Genomic DNA, 21,453 nt, shown 5'->3' on the forward strand with positions numbered 1-21,453 from the left:
TATGCATAGTAAGTCTTTACACACACCGATTGTCACGATAATCAGACAAACACTTGCTCCGCAGTCACATACAGTTGCTGGAACATGTATGGAAAAGAGTGCAATCAATGTGTCAATTTCGCCAACGCTACCCAGAGACGTGGCGCATCGTTTCTGCCCCATTCCGCCTCACTGCCGATGCGTTTTCACGCCTGATGCAGCTTCTCTACCGCTGGCTTCTCAGCTTCCTCGAAACCGGGGAAGTCACCCTTGAGCTTGAATCCATCGGATTTTCACCGGATCAAGCCAAAGCAAAATGGAAAAACGACCGTCAGGGCGTCATCGCCATGGCACAGCGCAACCAGATAAAACTGGAGCAAGCGCTGCGGCTTCGCGATATCAATGGCAATCCCGTTACCCCGGTTAATGAACGGTATGATTTTCACGTCGTGATGGGTAAGGGGTATTTCCCGATCGTGGGCAATCTGTTGATCCCAACCGGTGCGGGCACATTCCGAGGGCAAGGTTGCTATGTCCGGCGTAAAGCGCTGCAGCCTGCATTTAGAGGGGTCACAACCCATCCTACTGCTCTGTGTCCGATTGGCGGCACCCATAACGATGGCATCCACACCCAATGTGGATCCAGCCGGGTATTCGATTTCGCCATCAGCGGCTGCCTGAAAGATCCTGGTGATGGTGGGAATGGGATGATGTTGGGTCACACACCACCGGAGCCGGATGTCGCGGGCAATGCCCAGCCCAATACCGCGCAATACTGGGCAGGCCAAGCCAACAGAATGCCACAAAAACGCTTCGGTGAGCCGCAGGTCTGGTCTGGACTCAAGTCCTTCAAACTGGATAACGGCCATGGTGACAGTGAGATAAAAGTGCCAGCCCGTGGCAGCTACAGCGATTCAAAAGAGGTGTTGCTGGATGACACCATTGACGTACCTTTGGTGCGTTGGGTGCGGGCTTTCGACGGTAACGGAAAAGAAGTCGCCCGCTATGCTAACGCAGGCAAGCAGCTTGATGGCAAACTGGTCGGCATCAACGCTGCAGACAGGCAAACCACCAGCCGTCCACTACCACAGGGCGAAACGCGGGTTTACCATCTTCCTTTTGCCTATTCTGATACCACCACTACCGTCGTTGTACCCGGTGGTCTGCCTGATTCCACAAAATCGGTTGAAGTCTCGTTTTACCATCTGATCGCCCATTGCACCCTGCTTTCCCAGATGACGCCCTTCCTACCGGAAAACTTCTATGCTAACGCCCGCGCCTCCTACAACGAATTTATGAATATCGTGGTGGAGGAAATGCCCTGGAATGGCTTTGTCGGCATCGACGGTGCCTATAACACCCATATCGACCTGATGGCACGGGAAAATGGGCTGGATGGCTGGTATTTTCCCGGTGGCTATGAAGACTACATGCACAACAGTTTTATCGGCTGCGCCTCGGTGAACAATGATGGCTGGGGACTTTACCTTTCCGATCCTGTTCTCGCCAGCCGCTATGCGCCGGACAACAACCGCTGGCCGACGCAGCAAGGTGTGCTGGAAGTACACCGCAAGTGGACATATGTGGCCTCTTCCAACGATCTGGGTAACTTTGACTGTTACGGCAACCGTGGCGGGTCGCTCTATATGGGTGCCAGTGCCAACGCCATGCAAACCGGCAGCATGGAAAACCATTTTGACAGCCACAACATTGACCCCTTCGGCACCTCTGCGCTGAAAGACCGCGCAGACTGGAACCCGCTGCGCTGGACAAGCCTCGTTGTGTTTACCGCCGATTCGCGCCAGAACGACATTGTGATCACCAGTACACCTACAGATTCCCGCCGTGTAACCTACTGCAAGGCGCGTCTGTTCTGGGAAACGCCCTCCCCCACCAATCCCGACAGCAACATATACAGCGGCCTAAGCGGCAACCATTATACCCATCCAAGGCCAGATACCTTTGGTTCGCTGGTCAATGTCCGGCCACCGTCCATTGCCCATCTTCACCTGACGCCTTATGACGAACATGAACGCGCAGCCGGGGATGTCCAGGCCAAACCGGGCGGGCCGGGAGAATTGCAGGGGCTATTTTCCGGAATCCGGACGTTTTTATTCCGCCCCTGGGTTTATGAAATAACGCCAATTAAAAACCATCTACCCCATGGATGGAATGTGGTGTTCTCCGCCAAGGACAAGAACCTGCCGGGTGCTGGAAAGAACGTGACGCTCACCGCCGACGCTTTCGGTATCGCCGGGCAACACAAGGTCGAAACGCTGTATTTTGGTACCCACGTACAGAACATGAAGGGGGTCAGCATTCAACCGGGAAGTGTATTCACCGCCTCTGTCGACATACCCTTACTCAGCAATGCCTTTGAAGACATTGATATGGGCCTGCTCAGTGTTTCTGCCAATTATCTATTTGACGAAGTGAAGAAAACACCGGGCACGCCAGCGCCAAAACTTCCCGCATCATTGCTGGTCATGCCCGCAAGGGTTAGGCTCTGGAAAAATGCATCCGGAGCAGGAAAGTTCTATATTGAAATTCCACTGCTCAATACCGACACCAAAGCGCTGAATTTTTCCAGCACTGCAAACCAACTCCACTACTTCAAAGTAAAAGTGGAAACCGCCGCCGCGGATTCATCGATCTGAACGGCAGACCCATGCCATGCACCGCATACACTTTGGGTATGTATGCGGTGCAAAATGCCGACAGCGCTCAAACATCACTTGGATTTCAAGCGTAGTCCTTACGATTTGTGTCTCATATGTGAGCCAAAATTCCATTCACCAGCTACAGTTACTAAGAAGACGTGGATCTGCCCTCCGACAGCGGCTTCCATTGTTAATAAAAACAACAATTTGTCAGTGGGAAACTTGAAGTAAACGTGCCGTAGAGATGGTTAGCCATGAAAGACACAAAAACCGCGCTAGAAAAAGAAGTGACAGCGCTACGTGCGCAGGTCAACACGCTGACTGACAAACAGACTCAGCTCGAACTGGTGATCAAAAGTACGGGTGTTGGTATTTGGGACTGGTATGTCCAAACAGGCGAAACCATCTTCAACGAGCGCTGGGCTAACATCATCGGCTATACCCTTGACGAACTTTCCCCGGTCAGTATTCAGACTTGGCTGGACTATGCTCACCCCGACGATCTGGTGGAGTCAGAACGTTTACTGAAAGAGCATTGGGCGGGAAAAAGCGACTACTACATTTTTGAATCCCGTATGAAGCACAAAGACGGGCACTGGATTTGGGTGTTAGATACCGGACAGGTCATCGAATGGGAAAGCGAAGGTGTACCCAAACGTATGATTGGCACGCACCTGGACATCACCCAAAAACGTGAAAATATTGAGCAACTCAACATCGCCAATACCCGGCTAAAACAGCTTAGCTATCTCGATTCCCTGCTGAATATCCCGAATCGGCGCGCATACCAGGAAGCGCTTGAGCGTGAGATTTCCCGCGCGAAAAGGGAAAACACCCCTATCTCCATGCTGATGGTCGATGTCGATCACTTCAAGCGCTACAACGACAGCTACGGACACCTGGAAGGTGATAAAGCCCTGGCGCGTGTGGCATGCAACATTCGACAGGCACTGAACCGCGGCACCGATCTGGTCGCCAGATACGGTGGCGAAGAATTTGTTGTTCTGCTTCCCGGCACCCAACTTGAAGGGGCAATCCATATCGCGCAGCAAATCAAACAACAGATTGAAGACGAAAACATAGAGCACAAAGGCTCACCCCATAGTGTGCTGACCGTCAGCATCGGCGTATCGACCGCTGTGGGTAACTTCGACAACCTGTTGCAGCAAGCAGACATGGCAATGTACCGCGCCAAGCAATCTGGCCGTAACTGCTATGAAATCTATCAGGACAATGAGCCGAACAAACAGGTAGGGTAAGCCCCACCCATTCCCAACACCGGATTTGCCTTTAGGACAAGACCATCAATCAGCATTGGGATGCGTAATTCCATACAGAACAAAGTCAGACAGACCCTAGACACTTCCCTCTTCAAACCGGCGGTTTTTAAAATAGAATTCTTTATCGTGATCCCCGATAGGGCGAAGAACCTTACAAGGGTTGCCGACCGCCACGACATTGGCGGGAATGTCTTTGGTGACCACGCTACCTGCGCCAATCACACTGTTTTCGCCAATAGTGATGCCCGGCAGAACAACGGAGTTTGCACCAATCCAAACGTTATTCTCAATGTGGATAGGGATATTGAATTGGGCAACTTTGCGGCGATATTCCGGATCAACAGGATGACCTGCTGTGGCAAGCGTCACGTTGGGCCCAATCATCACATGATCACCGATATAGATATGGGTATCGTCAACCAGGGTCAGGTTGAAGTTGGCATAAACATTCTTGCCAAGGTGAGTGTGCTTTGCCCAGTTCGCATGCAGCGGTGGCTCAATATAACAGTTCTCTCCTACTTCGGCGAAAAGCTCAGTCATCAGTTCCTGGCGACGCGCCACTTCTGTTGGGCGGGTGTGATTGAAGTCATAGAGCTTATCCAGGCACTGTTGCTGTTCAAGCGCAACGGCCTCATCGGTGCAGAAATAAACTTGCTGGCTGTGTAAAAGGTCTTTCGCTGTCATAGTGAGTTCCGGGCTGGCTGAACCTAGTCTGAAGGGATTACCGGCGCATTCAAGCGCCATACAGTATTGTGCACGCTATCAAATCTAACTGACTGAATGATAGTGTTTTATGTGTGCGTTCCTGCACACTTTGCGGATCATATCCAACGCTGGCGAGTGGGTATCAGGGTATAGGAAGGAGAAAAGAATCGGGTGACGGCATAACCATCACCACGAGCGCGTTCAATAACGATGTTGGTAGGTGGGTTATTCGAGCTAAACCTCAACGTAAGCTTTCGCCTTTGCAGAAACCACACCTTGTTTTTCCATCACTTTCTGGCAGATGTATTTTCCGATAGGCATGGCGGATGTTGCTGCCGGTGAAGGCGCATTGCAAACGTGAAGGCTACGGGGACTGTCTGCAAACAAGAAGTCGTGAACCAGTGTACCGTCCTTCAAAACTGCTTGGGCTCGAATACCAGCGGGATACGGTTGCAGGTCTTCCAATTTGATTTTGGGGCAGTATTTGTTCACTTGCTTGAGGTATCCCGGCTTCCACCAGGAGTTCAGAGTCTCACGCAACCCACTTTTCAGGTGTTTTCGAGTGACTTTCCAAAATCCGGAAAAACGCAACATTTCTACCGTGTCTGTGAAACTGAAATTGTATTTTCCATACCCTTCACGCTTCCAGCCCTGTACAGCATTGGGCCCGACGGTTACCGAGCCGTCAATCATCCGGGTAAGGTGGACACCAAGAAACGGAAGCTCGGGATCCGGAATTGGATAAATGAGGTGATTAACAATCTTGTTGTATTTCTCAGGCAGGCGGTAGTACTCGCCACGATAAGGAATAATTTGAAAATCCGTTTTGATCCCCAACATTTTGGTTGTGCGGTCTGCCATTAACCCTGAGCAAGTGATCAAGAATTTCGCGGAAACCTGATATTCCAAGCCATCACCAAGACAGGTGGCGGTGACAGCATCCTCATTTTCGCTCAATGCCGTCACACAGGTTTTCATCGAGATTTCGCCACCCAATGCGGTGAATTCTTCCGCCATTTTTTCGGTGACTTTGCGGTAATTAACAATGCTGGTTGTGTGTACCAACAACGCCCCTATACCGACAATATTGGGTTCCGTCTCTTTCAGTTCCTGCTGGCTTAGCCGTTTAACATCGATGCCATTTTCAGCGCACCGCTGGAGCAGGGCTTCCATGCGTTCAAGTTCCACAGGGTTAGTCGCCACCAGCAGCTTGCCGCAGTTTTCCACTTCAATATCGTGCTTCTTACAGAATGCGATGGTTGCTTCCAGCCCCGCTTTACAGAACTTCGCCTTCAGACTGCCAGGAGCGTAGTAGACACCGGCATGGATAACGCCGCTATTGTGACCGGTCTGGTGGGTTGATAATCCCGCTTCCTTTTCGAGGACTAACACTGTTTTCTCTGGAAACTGCTGCTTCAGTTGCCACGCAGTCGAGATGCCTACAATCCCGCCACCGACAATCACATAGTCGTAAACCTTACTCAAAACTCTCACTCCATAGTGATGAAGAAACTCGCCACGTCCTGCGGCGAGCTATCAAAACGGAAATCATTCTACTCATCAATGTGTAGCAGCAAAGAGTCACCCATTTCCATGTTTTTTTCGTCCATTTTGGTCATAAGGACAAAGTCAGTGCACTCGTTCACATTGGCGTCATCGTTGTTCAATTCCATGCGATGGTGCGCCTACTGCTGAGGCAACTTGATAGTAATAGGCAAATGATACGGCGTTCAGGAGGATTTGGGATTGAAGGGCAAAATAGCAACCGCCCGCTGTTTGCGGGCGGTATATTGAATCGCTAGCTTTCCAGTGTTTGTTGCAACGCCTGCTTCAGCTCATTTTCCGCTTTTTCGATCACTTTCTGTGCCTGTTCACGTTGTGCCCTGCCTTCTTTCACGCGGGACAACGTATTGTTCAGGGTTTCAATGGTTAGCTTGTTCACCGTTTCCAACGATTCAAGATCCAAAATGCCGCGCTGGTAGTTTTCAGCGATCTGCTCCTCCAGTGCTTTCAGCTTTTCTGCATTCTGAACATATTGCTTGTTGGTGTAATCCTTCACTGCACGGGTGACTTTCAGCGCCTTTTCTTTCTCGTAGTTGGAAATAGCGATCAGGAACTGGCGCTTCCAGAGCGGGAAAGTGTTGTGAACGATATCCTGAATATCTTCCATCAGCATTTTGTTCCCTTCCTGGGAAAGGCGGATCTGTGGTGCGGTCTGGATGGCTGCGAGGCGTGTCAGCTCAAGGTTGTGTACCCGCTTTTCCAATCGAGCAACGGCTTGCGTAGCATCACGGTACTTCTGGGCGTCAAGGGCATCGCCACTTTGTTCTGATTGCGCCAGCAGCGAGGGCAGGACTTTCTGGTTCAACTCGTTGAGTTTGTATTTACCTGCTGCAATGTAGCGCTCCAATCCACCCAATAAATCAAGGTTATGGTCGTAAAGGGTATCGAGCTGGTTGATATCATGAGCCAGCTTGACTTCCTGCGCTTCAAGACGGTCTGAAAGTTGTTCCAATTGGCCTTTGACCGAATCGAAACTGGCTGAGAATTTTTTGAATGAGTCAAACATCTCGCCGATCAGGGGAAGTTTGGACAGGAAACTCCCCTGCCCTAAACTGTCAAACTCTGCGCTGTCCATCGAAGACACCATGGCATGCAAGATATCGCCTGCTTCACCGCTGTCACGCACCCGGATCTGGTCAAGTACCTGATCAGAAAAAGCGGTGATTTTTTCCAGTGCATCTTTACCAAAAGTGATAGTGGCCACGGTATCAAACGGATCAAAGCGTTCTGCGATTTCAACAACCTCTGGCGTAACATCCTGGCTCTGAACCTGGTTGTGAGGATTCGTCATGTCAGTCATTGGATCTCCCTATCTCTGTGGAGGTGCATGGCAGGGAAACTTCTGCCATAGCAGCTCAAATTGTTTTGAAAACGCAGAAACAAACCTGCTGTCATCCGTCAGCGTGATATCTTCCTGATTGTTTTTTGATGCGCTTCTTGTCCAGTTGAAGCTGCCATTGATTAACCTACCACCATCAAATATCGCAAACTTATGGTGCATATGGTAAGGCGTCGTATCAATTTTGACCGGTACGCCCTGTTGCGCCAGATAGTCGATATCACTGCCCGCATCATTAAGCTTATCGTTATCTGTTACGATCCGCACCGAAACGCCCCTTTTGTGCGCATCAAGTATCTGTTTTGTCAGGTTGTCATCGGCAATGGTGAACACACAGATATCGATCGTGTTTCTGGCTAGCTTCAGTTGTTCGGTGATCCCCGCGGCGCATGCTCTGCCGGGAGAAAACCAACTGGTTGCGACATCAGCCTTGTTGGAAGAGATGACGTTATCCAACACTTTGATGACACGCTCTAACCAGCGTAACAATGCACCAGCATCTCCCTGATTTGCCAAAGCACGCTGTACCAGTTTGAAGCTGTAGTTGCGTAAAAATGCGCGGTCTTCCTCACTGAGCACGGATTCCGCCAACTCGGACTGGAATTCGCGTCGTTCAGTGTCATCCAACCGGCCGTCTTCCAGAGAGCTTTCCAGCCATAATATCCATTTTTGCCGATCCATCAGCTGTCTCCTTGCTGGCTAAAACGCGAAATATGTTGATTGAGCATCGCGAGTTGTTGCACCACCTGACCAGCCCTGTCTTCCGAATCCCCCATCAACTGCTGTCGCTGATAACCCTCTTTGATGGTCTCCCACCGCGCGCTTTGTTCCGCCGTCATATCACCGCGAAGCTCGGCTAGTTTCAGCAGGTTTTCTTCTGTGCCTGCTGCAAGGGTTTGTGCTTCGCCCTGATAGTGATCCTGAAGCAAGGTATTCAGTTCATTGTCCGTCATCACAGCGGAGATTTTCTCTGCCAGCTTATTCATGTTCCGGTAAGAACCCTGAAGCTTGAATGGCGGCTCGACACGATACTGGTCAGCCGTGGCTGCGGAGCGGATGTATTGCTGATTCACCTTCAGCACGACCTGCTGCGCTGCGATCAGTTTTTGCAGCGTCGTGACAATCTCGTTGGATTCAGTAGCGGAATAGGCATGACTCATCTCACTGAGGGCAATACTCTCGCCGTCTGCCATCCGCACGAAGCGGTAGAGATCATTCAGGTCACGGGTCGCCAGCGGTGCCAGTACGCTGTTGGATGTCAGGGAGTTTTCCACAAAGCTGAGTTCAAACGCCTGCTTCTGATCAGACAACATGTCACCCAGGTTGTAGATATCCGCACGGTTTGCCAGCATGTCCGGAATGCGGAATGCCTCACCACTCTCGGTGTAGGGGTTCCCCGCCATTACCACCGCAAACTTTTTACCGCGCATGTCATAGGTTTTGGTTTTCCCTTTCCAGGTTCCCTCTATACGGCGGGTACCGTCACACAGCGAAATAAATTTCTGCAGGAACTCTGGATGGGTGTGCTGAATATCATCGAGGTAGAGCAATACGTTATTGCCCATCTCAAAAGCCAGATTGATTTTCTCAATTTCACGCGCAGCGTTTTGGTCTGGGGCATCAGCGGGGTCTAGCGACGTCGCCTGATGGCCGATGGACGGGCCATTGATCTTCATAAACACCAAGCCGAGTTTATGGGCGACATATTCAATCAAGGTAGTTTTACCGTAACCCGGTGGCGAGATAAGCAACAGCATCCCCATCAGATCGGTACGTTTTTTATCGCCCAGCGTCCCCATTTGTTTGGCAAAGTTATCCCCGATCAGTGGCAAGTAGCTTTCGCTGATCAGTTTATTGCGCACAAACGAAGTCAATGGACGCGGTTTGAATTCGCTCAAACGGAAATCATCTTTGGCAGAAGCCAACATGTCAGAGCGCTGCTTCAGGTAAGCTTCGTATTGGGGTACAACCACACTGCGGTGATGTTCATTGCGCTGGATAAAGTCATCCAGCACCAGTGTCAGTTGGCCTTTTTCAAGGGCATCATGCTCGCCCAACAAACCATCGACCTTGGCAACCAGCGAGAAATCGACGCTTGCAAGCTTCATATCGGAGAGGGTTTTTACTACCGCCACGACTGCCGCTTCCGAGACAAACGCACTCCCTTTGTCTTTTTGTGCGGTGTATGCCGCAAGCCATTGACGATGGTCAGAAAACGCTGCGTCCAGATCTGTTCCATTTGAACGCCAGCCAAGGCTGCGACGGAACTGGAGGTAATCTTCACATAGTTCCAGCGCATCCTGGCTCACTTCAACCAACGATGAATCCTTGCCCAGCAGGTTAACCAGATAGCTGGCGGCTTCCGTTGAATGCTCACCGCCTAACTGCTCAGCGAGTTGCTGTTGAAGCTGTTGATAGGCGTCTGAAGAGTTCAGATGCGCTTTCAATAACTGGGCATTCACCGCCAGTTGTTTCAAACGCTCAAGCTCGGCCTCGGCCTCTTCCTGCGCCAGCAACCAGAGCAATGCCGCCGCGCGTGCAGACTGGCTGAAACGCAACAAGCCAGCTTGCTGGTATATCGGCAGCACCTTTTCCAAAATCTGCGTGGCATCATTGTCATGGATACCTTTCACATACCCCTCTTTATAGCGAGGGGCTGCAAATTTCTGCACCATGTCTTTTAGGGTCGCGTCGGTACGCGCGTGATAGAGAGCCTCGAGATCCAAGCCATGCTGGCGCTTTTCAGCGTAATAGAGCACCAGATAAGCAAGGTATTCGCCGCGGTAGACTTGCTGGCTTTCTGAAGCAACATCAAGACGGGACAAAGACTGAAGAGCAAGAAATGCCTCGTCTTCAACAGGCTGGTAGAAATCCGTACCCGATATATGGAGCGATAAGTCGCCGCTGTGCTCGACAAGGCTTAAATCAAGGGACTGCTGGTTCACGCTAAACCTGTGCTTACCCAGGCGCAACACCTTACCGCCTTGTTCAAAAATATCCTGATTGTCGCGAAGTGAACGAAGTGACTGATCCTGAAGAGATTTCAGTTTGGCATCGACGCTATCGGCCTTTACGCTGTCTCCCAAATCCCGGATGGTTTGGGAAAGCTGGTGCAATTTGAGCACCATCGCATCGGTTGCAAAGTAGCTATTTAGCCCGGCGACATCATCAAACCGCTCAACCCGCTTTTCAATGCTTGCCATGGTGACATTGGCAGCCTGAAGGAGGTTTTGCACCCGGCGCTGCTGGGCAGCTTTAAGTTGCTGTTTGTGGTTATCTAATGTGGATTGGATCTCATCACGCTTGGCATAAATTTCTGCAAGGAACTGGTCAAAGTCTGCAAAGCGAGATTCCAGCTTATCCAGTTGCCCCACCAGTTTGGCCAACTGGTTGTCGCATTCATCTGGCGTTGTGGCTTGCTCCATCGCACTGCTGACTGATTGGCTAAGCAGCTTAAACTGGGCACTGAATTCCGCTTGCGCTTCTTCACTCTGAAGCCCCTGGGATTTGGCACGCAGCTTGGCCGACACAGTATTTAGCATCGACGACACTTCTGTCGTCATATCCAATATGCGGGTCGCCTGCGTCGGGTCATCCGTTTCAATATCGGTAACTTCTTCTGTCACCAGCTGAAGTTCACTTCTCAGAGTTTCCACCTGCTGTTGCAGGTTTTGGATATCGGCCGTTTTTTCTACGCTTTCCAGTGTTTGTTCAATGGTCTGGATTTGCTGCTTAAAAGGCGTGTAGGCTTTTTCTTCCTGTAATAACGCCAGCAACTGTACGTTCAGGCTGTCCCGTTGCGTCTGTAAATCCGCCTGTAACTGGTCAACACGGGATTCATCAATATAGTGCTGCTGGCGCAGCGCCATCACCGCGCCAACCTGACTTTTAACTTCAGCCAACAGGCTAAGCAAAGTAGCTGCCTGATCTTTCGGCGCCAGTTTTACTTTGCCAACCAGTGTCGCAACAAGGTTTTGTTGCTCTTCAATGCTTTGAGCTGCATGAGTCTGCAAAAGCTGGACTTTGGCAAACTCATCGATAATTTTGTCTGCCGTCCCCATCAACTCGGTAATGGCAGACGCGATACCCAAGGCATAGTCGTGGGATAACCAGGTGTAGTGATCCAGCGTGGTCTGACACTGTTTCAACAACATCTCAAACGCAGCCTGTGTGACTTCTTCCGTTTGTGCCAACTGGCAAATCGACAACACAGAAGACAAAGCCCGGACCAATTCAGCGTTACCCAGATTAAACAAAGGGCTACCGCCATCGGACTGGGCGTTGATTGCCGCGTAATGTTCAGGCGTCGCAAACGGCGTATCCCAAATCCGCAGCGGATGAATGGTCGACGCCTCCGTGTTCTCTGACAGCTGAAAAACCAGAAAGCGACCATCGGGATAGAGACTGTATCCATGGCTTTCCATTGGTGCTGCAAAGCGTTTTTCTATAAGGTTGTAGCTGTAAGTAATGTAGTAGCCTGCGAGGGCATTGAAAAAGACATACAGAATGTCTTCGCCGTTTGGGGACGCTATTTTCTGGAAAAACTTAAGGTCACTGGCAGGAAAATCAAACTGTTTGCTTTCGCCATTTGCCAGTACATAACCGTTGGCAAACAGAACACCATGGTCTTCGGGCAGTGCCTTCGCACTTTGCCTAATGGCATCTGCCCGGGTAACAGACTGGTTCAAGGGGTTGTAGATAAAGTAGCGGCTGTTTTTTTCGCGGTGCGGTTTGACCCGCAGCAGGATTAATTCGCCGACAAAGGCATAGTCAATTTGCGCATCCGCCACGCTTTGGTGTGGATCTTCGACATCCTCACGGTATATCCCCTTACCTTCGGAGGTGTTGTCCTCCACTTTGATGGTCAAATCGCCGCCCACACACTCTACAAATAACTTGTCTCGTATAGAGACGTGGGGATGTTCACCCAACACATGATCGTCACGTGTGGTCGATACCCAGTCAACGTCGTGCTGAATCGCACTTTCAAGGGGCGCATGCCCATAAGAATCCAGATACTCGGCTGAATTCCCACTGAGCTGGAAGCGGAACACTTTACGATCTTCGGGACGGCTACCAATGCGGAAAGCGATGTAGAGAATGCTCTCCTGACGGGAGATTTGCGACAACTTCGCGTCGCGGTAATACGTAAAAAGTTCGGTAAACTCGTGGACAAAACGGCTGTCGCCGAGGAAGCTGGATTCTACCGGCAGAGGCTCTACCCGGAAGGTTCCCTCATTTTCGTGCAGTTGATAAAGCCCAAAAACATCATCCAGTGATGGGGACGCTTTCATTCCTACCTGTACCTGGTAGCCAAACAAAAGCAACTGATTGACCTGCGCCATGTCTATGGGAATACATTTGGCATCAGTCTGTACATTTACTTTGCCAATCAGTTTGAGATCCTGACCGCCAAACACTGACTGTCTTTGCTGGTTGAAGGTTTGCGAAAGCGACTTTAACTGGTTGCCCTGATGGGAAAGGCGGGATTTCAGTACCTCATAGGCGCCACCTTCACTCACCGCTTTTTGTGTCGACTCAGACATGCGAATTCCTGCAGCAAATCCCGCTTCGAGCGAAGCGGGACATTGTGAACGGAGATGAAAAGGTTATGGCGTATCTTTTGGCGATGGTTGCAGTGCACCTTGCAGGTGTTTCAGCACTTCCGTCGCACCGCCCTGTGCGTTTAGCAAGCTGGCTAACGCGACATTGCTCAAATCACCACTTTTCAGATCTGTTTTTTCCAGGATCTCTTTCAAATCTTCCGGCAGGCTGCGCTTGCCATCAACATATTCGGCAACCAGAGGGTTGAGTACTTTCGACTGTTCGAACTTCGCATCAACGGCTGCGGCAGACATAATCGTATGGCGAAGCTGCTCCATACCTTCGCCACCAAACAGGCGGATATCGGCTTTAGACAGCGCTTCAGCCAGGGCTTTCGCATTTTCACTGACCACGGTTTTCTGAGCGTCAATACGCGCCATTTCCAGCTCTTTGACTTGTTGCAGCTGCATCACCCACTTGTCGTGCTCGCGGGTGTGTTCATCGTATTGCTGCGCAGCTTCAAAGCGCGCAGTTTGCGCTTCAGCTTCCGCCAGACCTTTGGCACGCAGTGCCTGCGCTTCGGCTTCACCGGCGCTTTGCAGAGCGAATGCCTGCGCTTCACCAGTTTCTTTAATCGCCTGGGCACGTTCGCGTTCAACTTCCACTTCTGCAAAGCCCGTCGCGCTGATTTGCTCACGCTCAGCCTGCGCCATGCGCTCTTTCGCCGCTGCTTCACGCTCTTTGGCTACGTATTCTGCTTCAGCACGTTTCGTTGTGACGATTTGTTCCGCTTCCGCTTCGCGGGTCTTCACTGCCAGTGCATTTTCAGCATCGCGGGTTCTGACTTTCAGTTCTGCATCGTTTTCAATCAGCAAGCGTTCTGCACGCTCTTTCGCTGCTTCTTTCTCTGCACGGGCAGCCACCAGCAGTTCCAGTTGCGCGGCTTCTGCCGCCGCTTCTGCTTCAACCAGTTTGACGCGCTTTTCACGTGCCACACGTTCGTTGACACGCAGGTTTTCAGTTTCCTCTTCTTCACGGGCGATCTTACGTTCGATCTCCACGCGCTGTGAGCGGGTCTCAGACACTGACTTGAGTGCTTCTTCGACGGTGGTTTCTTTCTGCATTTCGCGCTCAGCGACTTCTGTCGCCGTGCGGACTTTTTCCGTTTCCACTGAGCGGTTTAACTCTTCTTGTTGGATAGCGACCTGACGCTGGTTGGCAATGCGCGTCATTTCCACTTCCATTTCCACGCTTTCACGCTTCTTGGCCACTTCCTCTTCGGTTTCCAGCTTAGCCAGTTGCGTAATGCGTTGGTATTCCTCGCGCTTTTCTGCGGCCAGCGCTTCTTCCTGCGCGTTGATGATGTCAATTTCACGCTGAGTTCGGGCAATGCTTTCTTTTTCCTGCTTATCGAGTTGCAGGCGGTTTGCCTCGGCCTCAACATTTTTCTTTTTAATGGTGGTACGTTCATCCTGACGGATGGCATTCGTTTCAGTGTTTTTCTGCGCGGTGATCGCAGAGATCTTACGGATCCCCTCTACATCGAGGATGTTATCTGGGCTGTGTGCATCCAACGCAGTCTGGTCGACTTTATCGATAACCACGTCATAGATTTTGAAGCCATCCATTTCACTGCCAATCACATCAACCACTGCATCACGGAAAGTACGGCGGTTGGTCAGCAACTCTTCAAATTCAAACTGTTTAACCGCGGTTTTCAGAGCTTCAGAGAATTTAGGCTGGAAGTGTTCTTTCAGGCGCTCAAGGTTTGACGCTTCGTGGGCAGTAAACAGTTTAGCCACGCGGATAATGTCGTCTTCTTCATGGTTGACGCCAATATAAAAATCGACTTTCAGGTCAGCGCGGATATTATCGCGACAATGCAGGCCTTCGTATTCTTCCCCTTCCTGATCTTTGCGACCGCTACGGATCACAGAGATTTTCTTACGGGTGATATCCATATATTCAAACTGATTCACCACCGGCCAGACAAAAGTGCCGGTTAGGGAAGCACGGGTTCGATGAAGGCCGTTCACAATTAGTGCATCACCTTCACCACGGACTTTTTTATACCGTGACGTAATAAAAACAAGCAGCAGCAGGAACACACCTACTGCTACACCAATAAATATCAAGCTTGGTGAAATTTCCATTTTCATCTCCTGATCAAAATCCTTTATTTTTTGGCGACGACGTAGCGGTTCGCCGCTTTGTCTTTGTAGACGATGATGATCTCATCGCCGTAATTGATGGGGGTATCGTCCTGATTAATGGCGTCGAGCAAGAATTCACTGCCTTTGTGCAACACCATCACTTCCCCTCTCTCCGGGGTCACGATACTGCTGTGCACGCGTCCTTTCAGACCAATGAAATCCATTTCTGCGAATGCTTTTTTCTTGTCGAACAGCGGGGTAAGAGGCTTTAACACCCAAGCAGAAATAGCAAGGGCGATGTACGCAACAATGGGAATAGAAACCACGTTGAGGATTAACAGCACCGTTCCTTGAACCCAAGATTGCAGGAAATCTGTAAGGTAAAACGATATGACAGTCGCGCAGAAGAAAGAGACACTCAGCGCCATCATAAGCGGGACTTTGGAGAGCACGGGCGGCAAGAGAAGACCGGAACCCGGAATATCATCAAACTCCAAAATATCAAGATCTGCTGTCAGCCCCTCAACCACGTTGAAAATGAGGTCTAACAACAAGATAAGTAAAAATAAAATGAAAGGAAAAAAGAAAACGTTTGTTGGAAACGCCATTAACGCTTCAAAAAATTCACCTAATGCCATACTGCTTACTTCTGTGTGTAGGGCACTTCGAAGCCCAATATAATTAGAGACAGACTAACCCAAGCCCCCTAACTATAAATAACTCACACTGACTTATAGGAGTCACTTCAAATATCTTTCACTGTAAATTCAACGTTATTGCACGTGTTTATTTATTGATACAGCAAAGATTGACGTAAAAATGAAAGAATATTAGCAATTGCTTTAATTATTAGATATTAGCGGTCATTCCGAATAACGAAGAAGAGGGGCAGTTTATTCCTGCCCCCCAAAATTCCCATTAATCTTGGTACTCATCAGCGAGCACACCCGCTGCCTGTTCAGCAATGGGGTTTAACTCCCCTCCACCCAGCGCCGCAAACAGACTCTCTTTCATTTCGAGTGACCAGAAACGGCGAATGTGGGAAGCCACTTCTTCCACTGTTTCATCCTCACTTCGGCCGTGCACCAGGTTGTCAGCAATTTGGTTAGCCATGGCATACAGCCGCTGATTACGATGCGATTCTCCGTCCATTACTGCTCCTTTTACTCGTTGTCTTGCATCGCAGCAGACAGATACGCCTGTTGCTGTTCATCAAACTCGCGGAACCGGGTCTGCCAGTTCGCCGGTTCTACAGCGACTTTAACCTGCACCGCCGTGACTTTGTATTCAGGACAGTTGGTCGCCCAGTCAGAGTTCTCTGTCGTCACCACATTGGTGCCAGATACTGGGTGGTGGAAGGTGGTGTAAACGACGCCCGGTTGCATGCGGTTGCTGATTTTAGCAGGCAGAGTCACTTCCCCCGCCCGGCTGGCCACCCGCACCGGCGTACCATCGGTAATACCGCGGTCTTCTGCATCAAGAGGGTGAATTTCAAGTACGTCCTCTTTATGCCAATGGGTATTGTCTGTACGCCGCGTCTGGGCACCGACGTTGTATTGGGTAAGGATACGTCCGGTTGTCAGCAGCAGCGGGAAGCGTTTATTGACTTTCTCTTCTGTCGCCACATATTCAGTCACCACAAAGCTGCCTTTGCCCTTCACAAAGCTACCGATGTGCATGGTTGGCGTACCTTCAGGTGCCTCGTCATTACACGGCCACTGGATAGAGCCGAGCCGATCGAGCTTTTCGTAACTCACGCCATGGAAGGTTGGCGTCAGCCTTGCGATTTCATCCATGATCTCTGATGGGTGGCTGTAGTTCATCTCAAAGCCAAGGGCATTGGAAAGTGCCATAGTGCCTTCCCAGTCGGCTTTGCCTGAAAGCGGTGCCATCACTTTACGCACAGGCGATATGCGCCGTTCAGCGTTGGTAAACGTGCCGTCTTTCTCAAGGAAAGTCGCACCCGGCAGGAACACATGGGCGAACTTGGCGGTTTCATTGAGGAAAATGTCCTGAACCACCAAACACTCCAAGGCAGAAAGGGCTACTTCAACATGCTGGGTATTAGGGTCAGATTGCGCAATGTCTTCACCCTGCACATACAGCCCTTTGAAACGGCCAGCAATCGCTGCATCAAACATATTGGGAATGCGAAGCCCCGGCTCGTTATCAATCGGCACGCCCCATTCCCCTTCAAACAGTGCCCGCACTTCAGGGTCTGACACATGGCGGTAGCCGGGCAGTTCGTGAGGGAAAGAACCCATATCGCAACTGCCCTGGACATTGTTCTGCCCGCGGAGCGGATTCACCCCAACCCCTTCGCGTCCGATATTGCCAGTCGCCATAGCAAGGTTGGCAATCGCCATGACCGATGAACTGCCCTGGCTGTGTTCGGTGACACCTAAGCCGTAGTAAATTGCGCCATTTCCCGCTTTGGCATAAAGCCGCGCTGCTTCGCGGATAATCAAAGCAGGCACACCTGTCGCCCCCTCCATTGTCTCAGGTGAATGATGGGATTCAGCAATAAATTCGCGCCATTTTTTGTACGCGCCAGTGTCGCAGCGTTCTTCAATAAATGCGGAGTCTTCCAGCCCTTCATTGATGATGACATGCGCCAGCGCATTCAACACCGCCACATTGGTGCCGGGGCGAAGCTGGAGGTGATATTGCGCTCGTACATGGGGCGCATTGACGATATCTATTTCACGCGGGTCAATCACAATCAGCTTTGCGCCATTGCGTAAGCGCCGTTTCAGCTGTGACGCAAACACGGGGTGACCATCGGTGGGATTGGCACCAATCACTATCACCACATCGGCTTTTTGCACCGACTCAAACGTCTGGGTGCCCGCCGATTCTCCCAGCGTGGTTTTCAGCCCATAGCCAGTCGGTGAGTGGCAAACCCGCGCACAGGTATCCACGTTATTGGTGCCAAACCCTGCGCGAACCAGTTTTTGCACCAGATAGGTTTCTTCATTGGTGCAGCGGGACGAAGTAATACCACCAAGCGCATTGGCACCGTATTTTTCCCCAATCCCTTTCAGCTTTTGTGCGGCAAAGGCGATAGCTTCATCCCAGCTCACTTTACGCCAGGGTTCATCAATCGAATCACGGATCATCGGGTCGATAACCCTGTCTTTGTGAGTGGCATACCCAAACGCAAAACGACCTTTAACACAGGAGTGCCCTTGGTTTGCTTTACCGTCTTTGTTCGGCACCATGCGGATCAACTGATCACCGCGCATTTCTGCACGGAACGAACAGCCCACGCCGCAATAGGCGCAAGTTGTAATACGGTAATGGCTGGGTGTGCCGTATTCAATCACGCTGTTTTCAGTCAGCGCAGCGGTTGGACACGCCTGAACACAGGCACCACAGGAGACGCACTCTGAGGACATAAAGTCGGTATCACCGGCGACAATGCGTGACTCGAAACCGCGGGACTGCACCGTCAACGCATGCTGTCCCTGAATTTCTTCACACGCCCGCACACATCGTGAGCAGACAATGCATTTGCTGGTATCGAAGGTGAAGTAAGGGTTGGAGCTATCTTTGTCTGCGCCTAGGTGGTTGTTGCCTTCAAAGCCATAACGCACATCGCGGAGCCCAACAGCACCCGCCATATCTTGCAATTCACAGTCGCCATTCACGGCGCAGGTGAGGCAATCCAGCGGGTGGTCAGAAATATATAGCTCCATTACGTTACGTCGTAACTTTCTTAACGCTTCGTTCTGGGTGGTGACCACCATGCCCTCTGCAATCGGCGTGGTGCAAGCGGCAGGTTTTCCGCGCATGCCTTCAATTTCAACCACACACATGCGGCATGACCCAAATGCTTCCAGCGAGTCCGTTGCACACAGCTTGGGGATTTGAATATTCAGCATGGAAGCAGCATGCATCACTGACGTGCCTTCCGGTGCTGTCACCGGCCAGCCGTCAATGGATAGGGTCACTTGCTTAAGGTTTTCCCCGGTTACTGCCGGGGTGCCAAAATCTTTGCTGTCCTGCTCAATGGGAATATAAAACTCAACCATTGCTCTCTCCTTGACGGGGTTCCGTCATTTATCCGAATCAACAGATCCGTCGTTCAGTCCGAAATCTGCCGCGAAGTATTTCAACGCACTTTTCACCGGTGCAGGCGTCATTCCGCCCATGGCGCACAACGAGCCAAGCTCCATGGTGTCGCACAAATCCACCAGCAATGCATGGTTAGCCTCTTTGGCCTCGCCTTCAGAGGCCGTCAGGCGATCAATCACTTCCACACCGCGCACTGACCCAATCCGACACGGCGTGCATTTACCGCACGACTCAATCTCACAAAACTCCATGGCAAAGCGTGCCATCTGGCTCATATCGGTTTGATCATCAAACGCCACCATGCCACCGTGTCCGAGCATTGCGCCGCGCGACGCCAGATGCTCGTAATCCAGATCAGTGTCCCATTCCTGCTCGGGCAAGTAGGCGGCTAGCGGGCCACCAATTTGCACCGCTTTCAGCGGCCTTCCGGTACGGCTACCGCCACCAAAGTCATAAAGTAACTCGCGGACAGTCACGCCAAACGCCAGCTCAAACAGACCGGGGCGCTGTATGTTGCCTGCCAGTTGGATAGGCAAGGTGCCAAGTGAGCGTCCCTGACCGAAATCACGGTAATAGTCCGCGCCTTTGGCAAGGATGATGGGCACAGAAGCCAGTGAAATCACATTATTGATGACGGTCGGTTTGCCGAATAACCCCTCAATCGCCGGCAGTGGTGGCTTGTTTCGTACCAATCCCCGCTTGCCTTCCAGACTTTCCATCAAGGACGTTTCCTCGCCACAGATGTAAGCGCCGGCTCCCATACGGAGTTCAAGGTGGAAGGACTTACGGCTGCCACAAATGTTGTCGCCGAGGTAACCGGCTTTGTAGGCATTTTCAATGGCCTGAGTAAAGATCTTGCAGGCATTGGGGTATTCAGAGCGGGTATAGACATAGCCTTGCGTGGCGCCCACCGCCAGCGCGCAAATGATCATGCCTTCAATCAGTGTGAATGGGTCGCCTTCCATTAACATGCGGTCAGCAAAAGTGCCGGAATCCCCTTCATCGGCATTACAAATCACGTATTTTTGCCCAGGGGGCTGATCCGCAACGGTTTGCCATTTGATGCCGGTAGGAAAAGCCGCACCACCACGACCACGGAGACCGGACGCTTTCACTTCGTCCAGGATCATCTGTTGCGGCATATTCAGGGCTTTGTTCAGCCCGATAAAGCCACCTTTGCTGCGGTAGTCTTCCACATCCAGCGGGTCGACATAGCCTACACGCTCAAACGTCAGGCGCTGCTGACGCTTAAGCCAATCAATTTCTTTGGTCAATCCCAAACAGAGCGGATGCTCCGTCGCAACACTTCCTTCTTCATCCGGGGCAAAGAAACGAAGTGCAAGCAGCGAATCTACGTCATCTTCGAACACGGGGCCGAAGGCGATACGCCCCTGTGCAGATTCCACCTCCACCATAGGCTCGAGCCAAAACAGGCCATGGGAGCCGTTGCGAACAATAGTGATCTCTTCGCCGCAGGAGACGGCGCTTTGCTCAAGGTGTTTGACGACTTTATCCGCTCCCCGAGAAACAGCAGAGGAGTCCAGCGGTACATAAATACGATAACTCATGGCGCTTTTACCTCTATCACCTGCGTCAGCAGCGAATTAACCAGATTGTCGAACTCTTCATCATTCATCTCGCCATAGATCTCATCCCCCACCCGGACACAGGGTGAGTACATGCAATTACCGAGGCAATAAACAGGTTCCAGCGTGAAGTTGTTGTCTTTGGTGGTTTCATGAAAGCCAATGCCCAAACGGGAGCAGGCGTGTTTTTCCAGCGCGCGTGACCCCATTGACTGGCACGACTCGGCGCGGCAAATCTGGATAACATGGCCGCCCGGAGCTTGATGGCGAAACTCATGATAAAAGCTGATCACGCCATGCACATCCGCATTGGAGAGATTCAGCCCCTGAGCGATAAGGCTCACGGCGGCAGGTGGGACATAACTGAGCTTGCGCTGAATAAAATGCAGCACAGGCAACAGTGCGCCGGGTTTTGCTTTAAGCGCGTTCAAGGCTTCCGTGACTACCGCGCGCTCCTCCTCCGTCAACACACTGCGTTGCGTTGCGTTTTCCATTGGCATTCCTTGCTGCGAGACATGTCTTTCTAGTGTAGTGGCTAACTCCCCCCTTCCTGTTCACGATATGAGA

At 51.2% G+C, this 21,453-nt stretch carries 14 protein-coding genes; 2 read left to right on the plus strand and 12 right to left on the minus strand.

What is annotated here, in order from left to right; all coding sequences use genetic code 11:
• The first annotated feature begins 107 nt into the window (after positions 1–107).
• Together KU854_RS21675 and KU854_RS21680 are read left to right on the plus strand one after the other, a co-directional pair.
• A complete protein-coding gene (locus KU854_RS21675) occupies positions 108–2,636 on the plus strand; it encodes a hypothetical protein (protein WP_218360407.1) in 2,529 nt (842 codons plus the stop codon).
• Positions 2,637–2,893: 257 nt separating this feature from the next.
• Positions 2,894–3,898 carry a sensor domain-containing diguanylate cyclase gene (locus KU854_RS21680; protein ID WP_218360408.1) on the plus strand — a complete coding sequence of 335 codons (1,005 nt, stop codon included), beginning with the start codon at positions 2,894–2,896 and terminating at the stop codon, positions 3,896–3,898.
• A gap of 96 nt (positions 3,899–3,994) precedes the next feature.
• Here the strand turns inward: KU854_RS21680 and KU854_RS21685 are convergent, their stop codons facing one another.
• The 12 genes from KU854_RS21685 to KU854_RS21740 form a co-directional block, all read right to left on the minus strand.
• The gene (locus tag KU854_RS21685; protein WP_218360409.1) at positions 3,995–4,603 is read right to left on the minus strand and encodes a sugar O-acetyltransferase; all 609 of its coding nucleotides are present in this window, start codon (positions 4,601–4,603) and stop codon (positions 3,995–3,997) included.
• Positions 4,604–4,858: 255 nt separating this feature from the next.
• Positions 4,859–6,109: an L-2-hydroxyglutarate oxidase gene (lhgO, locus tag KU854_RS21690; protein ID WP_218360410.1), complete on the minus strand. Its 1,251-nt coding sequence runs from the start codon at positions 6,107–6,109 to the stop codon at positions 4,859–4,861.
• A 68-nt stretch (positions 6,110–6,177) separates the two neighbouring features.
• A complete protein-coding gene (locus KU854_RS21695) occupies positions 6,178–6,297 on the minus strand; it encodes a carbon starvation induced protein CsiD (RefSeq protein ID WP_218360411.1) in 120 nt (39 codons plus the stop codon).
• A gap of 125 nt (positions 6,298–6,422) precedes the next feature.
• A complete protein-coding gene (locus KU854_RS21700) occupies positions 6,423–7,487 on the minus strand; it encodes a toxic anion resistance protein (protein WP_218360412.1) in 1,065 nt (354 codons plus the stop codon).
• A 9-nt stretch (positions 7,488–7,496) separates the two neighbouring features.
• The gene (locus KU854_RS21705) at positions 7,497–8,207 is read right to left on the minus strand and encodes a phospholipase D-like domain-containing protein (protein WP_218360413.1); all 711 of its coding nucleotides are present in this window, start codon (positions 8,205–8,207) and stop codon (positions 7,497–7,499) included.
• The gene (locus tag KU854_RS21710) at positions 8,207–13,072 is read right to left on the minus strand and encodes a DNA repair ATPase (RefSeq protein WP_218360414.1); all 4,866 of its coding nucleotides are present in this window, start codon (positions 13,070–13,072) and stop codon (positions 8,207–8,209) included. The genes KU854_RS21705 and KU854_RS21710 overlap by 1 nt, the downstream gene beginning before the upstream one ends.
• 63 nt (positions 13,073–13,135) lie before the next feature.
• Entirely contained in the window at positions 13,136–15,223 is a 2,088-nt protein-coding gene (locus KU854_RS21715; RefSeq protein WP_218360415.1) for a flotillin family protein, read from the minus strand.
• 23 nt (positions 15,224–15,246) lie between these two features.
• A complete protein-coding gene (locus tag KU854_RS21720) occupies positions 15,247–15,861 on the minus strand; it encodes a DUF1449 domain-containing protein (protein WP_218360416.1) in 615 nt (204 codons plus the stop codon).
• Positions 15,862–16,141: 280 nt separating this feature from the next.
• Positions 16,142–16,375 (minus strand): formate dehydrogenase subunit delta, encoded by a 234-nt coding sequence (locus KU854_RS21725; protein ID WP_054780592.1) that lies wholly within the window; start codon positions 16,373–16,375, stop codon positions 16,142–16,144.
• Between the two features lie 11 nt (positions 16,376–16,386).
• Positions 16,387–19,257, minus strand: coding sequence for a formate dehydrogenase subunit alpha (fdhF, locus tag KU854_RS21730; RefSeq protein ID WP_218360417.1), 2,871 nt, complete (start codon positions 19,255–19,257; stop codon positions 16,387–16,389).
• A 24-nt stretch (positions 19,258–19,281) separates the two neighbouring features.
• Positions 19,282–20,868 carry a formate dehydrogenase beta subunit gene (locus KU854_RS21735; RefSeq protein ID WP_218360418.1) on the minus strand — a complete coding sequence of 529 codons (1,587 nt, stop codon included), beginning with the start codon at positions 20,866–20,868 and terminating at the stop codon, positions 19,282–19,284.
• The gene (locus tag KU854_RS21740) at positions 20,865–21,380 is read right to left on the minus strand and encodes a formate dehydrogenase subunit gamma (RefSeq protein WP_218360419.1); all 516 of its coding nucleotides are present in this window, start codon (positions 21,378–21,380) and stop codon (positions 20,865–20,867) included. The genes KU854_RS21735 and KU854_RS21740 overlap by 4 nt, the downstream gene beginning before the upstream one ends.
• Positions 21,381–21,453: the final 73 nt, after the last annotated feature.

Origin of the sequence: Enterovibrio paralichthyis (assembly GCF_019209835.1) — a bacterium.
Lineage (GTDB): Bacteria > Pseudomonadota > Gammaproteobacteria > Enterobacterales > Vibrionaceae > Enterovibrio > Enterovibrio paralichthyis.

Bases quoted from the DNA above. Each gene is read 5' to 3' on its own strand.
- KU854_RS21710 (WP_218360414.1), bottom strand. From the start codon at position 13,072: ATGTCTGAGTCGACACAAAAAGCGGTGAGTGAAGGTGGCGCCTATGAG.
- KU854_RS21685 (WP_218360409.1), bottom strand. From the start codon at position 4,603: ATGACAGCGAAAGACCTTTTACACAGCCAGCAAGTTTATTTCTGCACC.
- KU854_RS21675 (WP_218360407.1), top strand. From the start codon at position 108: ATGTGTCAATTTCGCCAACGCTACCCAGAGACGTGGCGCATCGTTTCT.
- KU854_RS21740 (WP_218360419.1), bottom strand. From the start codon at position 21,380: ATGGAAAACGCAACGCAACGCAGTGTGTTGACGGAGGAGGAGCGCGCG.
- KU854_RS21680 (WP_218360408.1), top strand. From the start codon at position 2,894: ATGAAAGACACAAAAACCGCGCTAGAAAAAGAAGTGACAGCGCTACGT.
- KU854_RS21735 (WP_218360418.1), bottom strand. From the start codon at position 20,868: ATGAGTTATCGTATTTATGTACCGCTGGACTCCTCTGCTGTTTCTCGG.
- KU854_RS21700 (WP_218360412.1), bottom strand. From the start codon at position 7,487: ATGACTGACATGACGAATCCTCACAACCAGGTTCAGAGCCAGGATGTT.
- KU854_RS21695 (WP_218360411.1), bottom strand. From the start codon at position 6,297: ATGGAATTGAACAACGATGACGCCAATGTGAACGAGTGCACTGACTTT.
- KU854_RS21705 (WP_218360413.1), bottom strand. From the start codon at position 8,207: ATGGATCGGCAAAAATGGATATTATGGCTGGAAAGCTCTCTGGAAGAC.
- fdhF (WP_218360417.1), bottom strand. From the start codon at position 19,257: ATGGTTGAGTTTTATATTCCCATTGAGCAGGACAGCAAAGATTTTGGC.
- KU854_RS21725 (WP_054780592.1), bottom strand. From the start codon at position 16,375: ATGGACGGAGAATCGCATCGTAATCAGCGGCTGTATGCCATGGCTAAC.
- KU854_RS21715 (WP_218360415.1), bottom strand. From the start codon at position 15,223: ATGGAAATTTCACCAAGCTTGATATTTATTGGTGTAGCAGTAGGTGTG.
- KU854_RS21720 (WP_218360416.1), bottom strand. From the start codon at position 15,861: ATGGCATTAGGTGAATTTTTTGAAGCGTTAATGGCGTTTCCAACAAAC.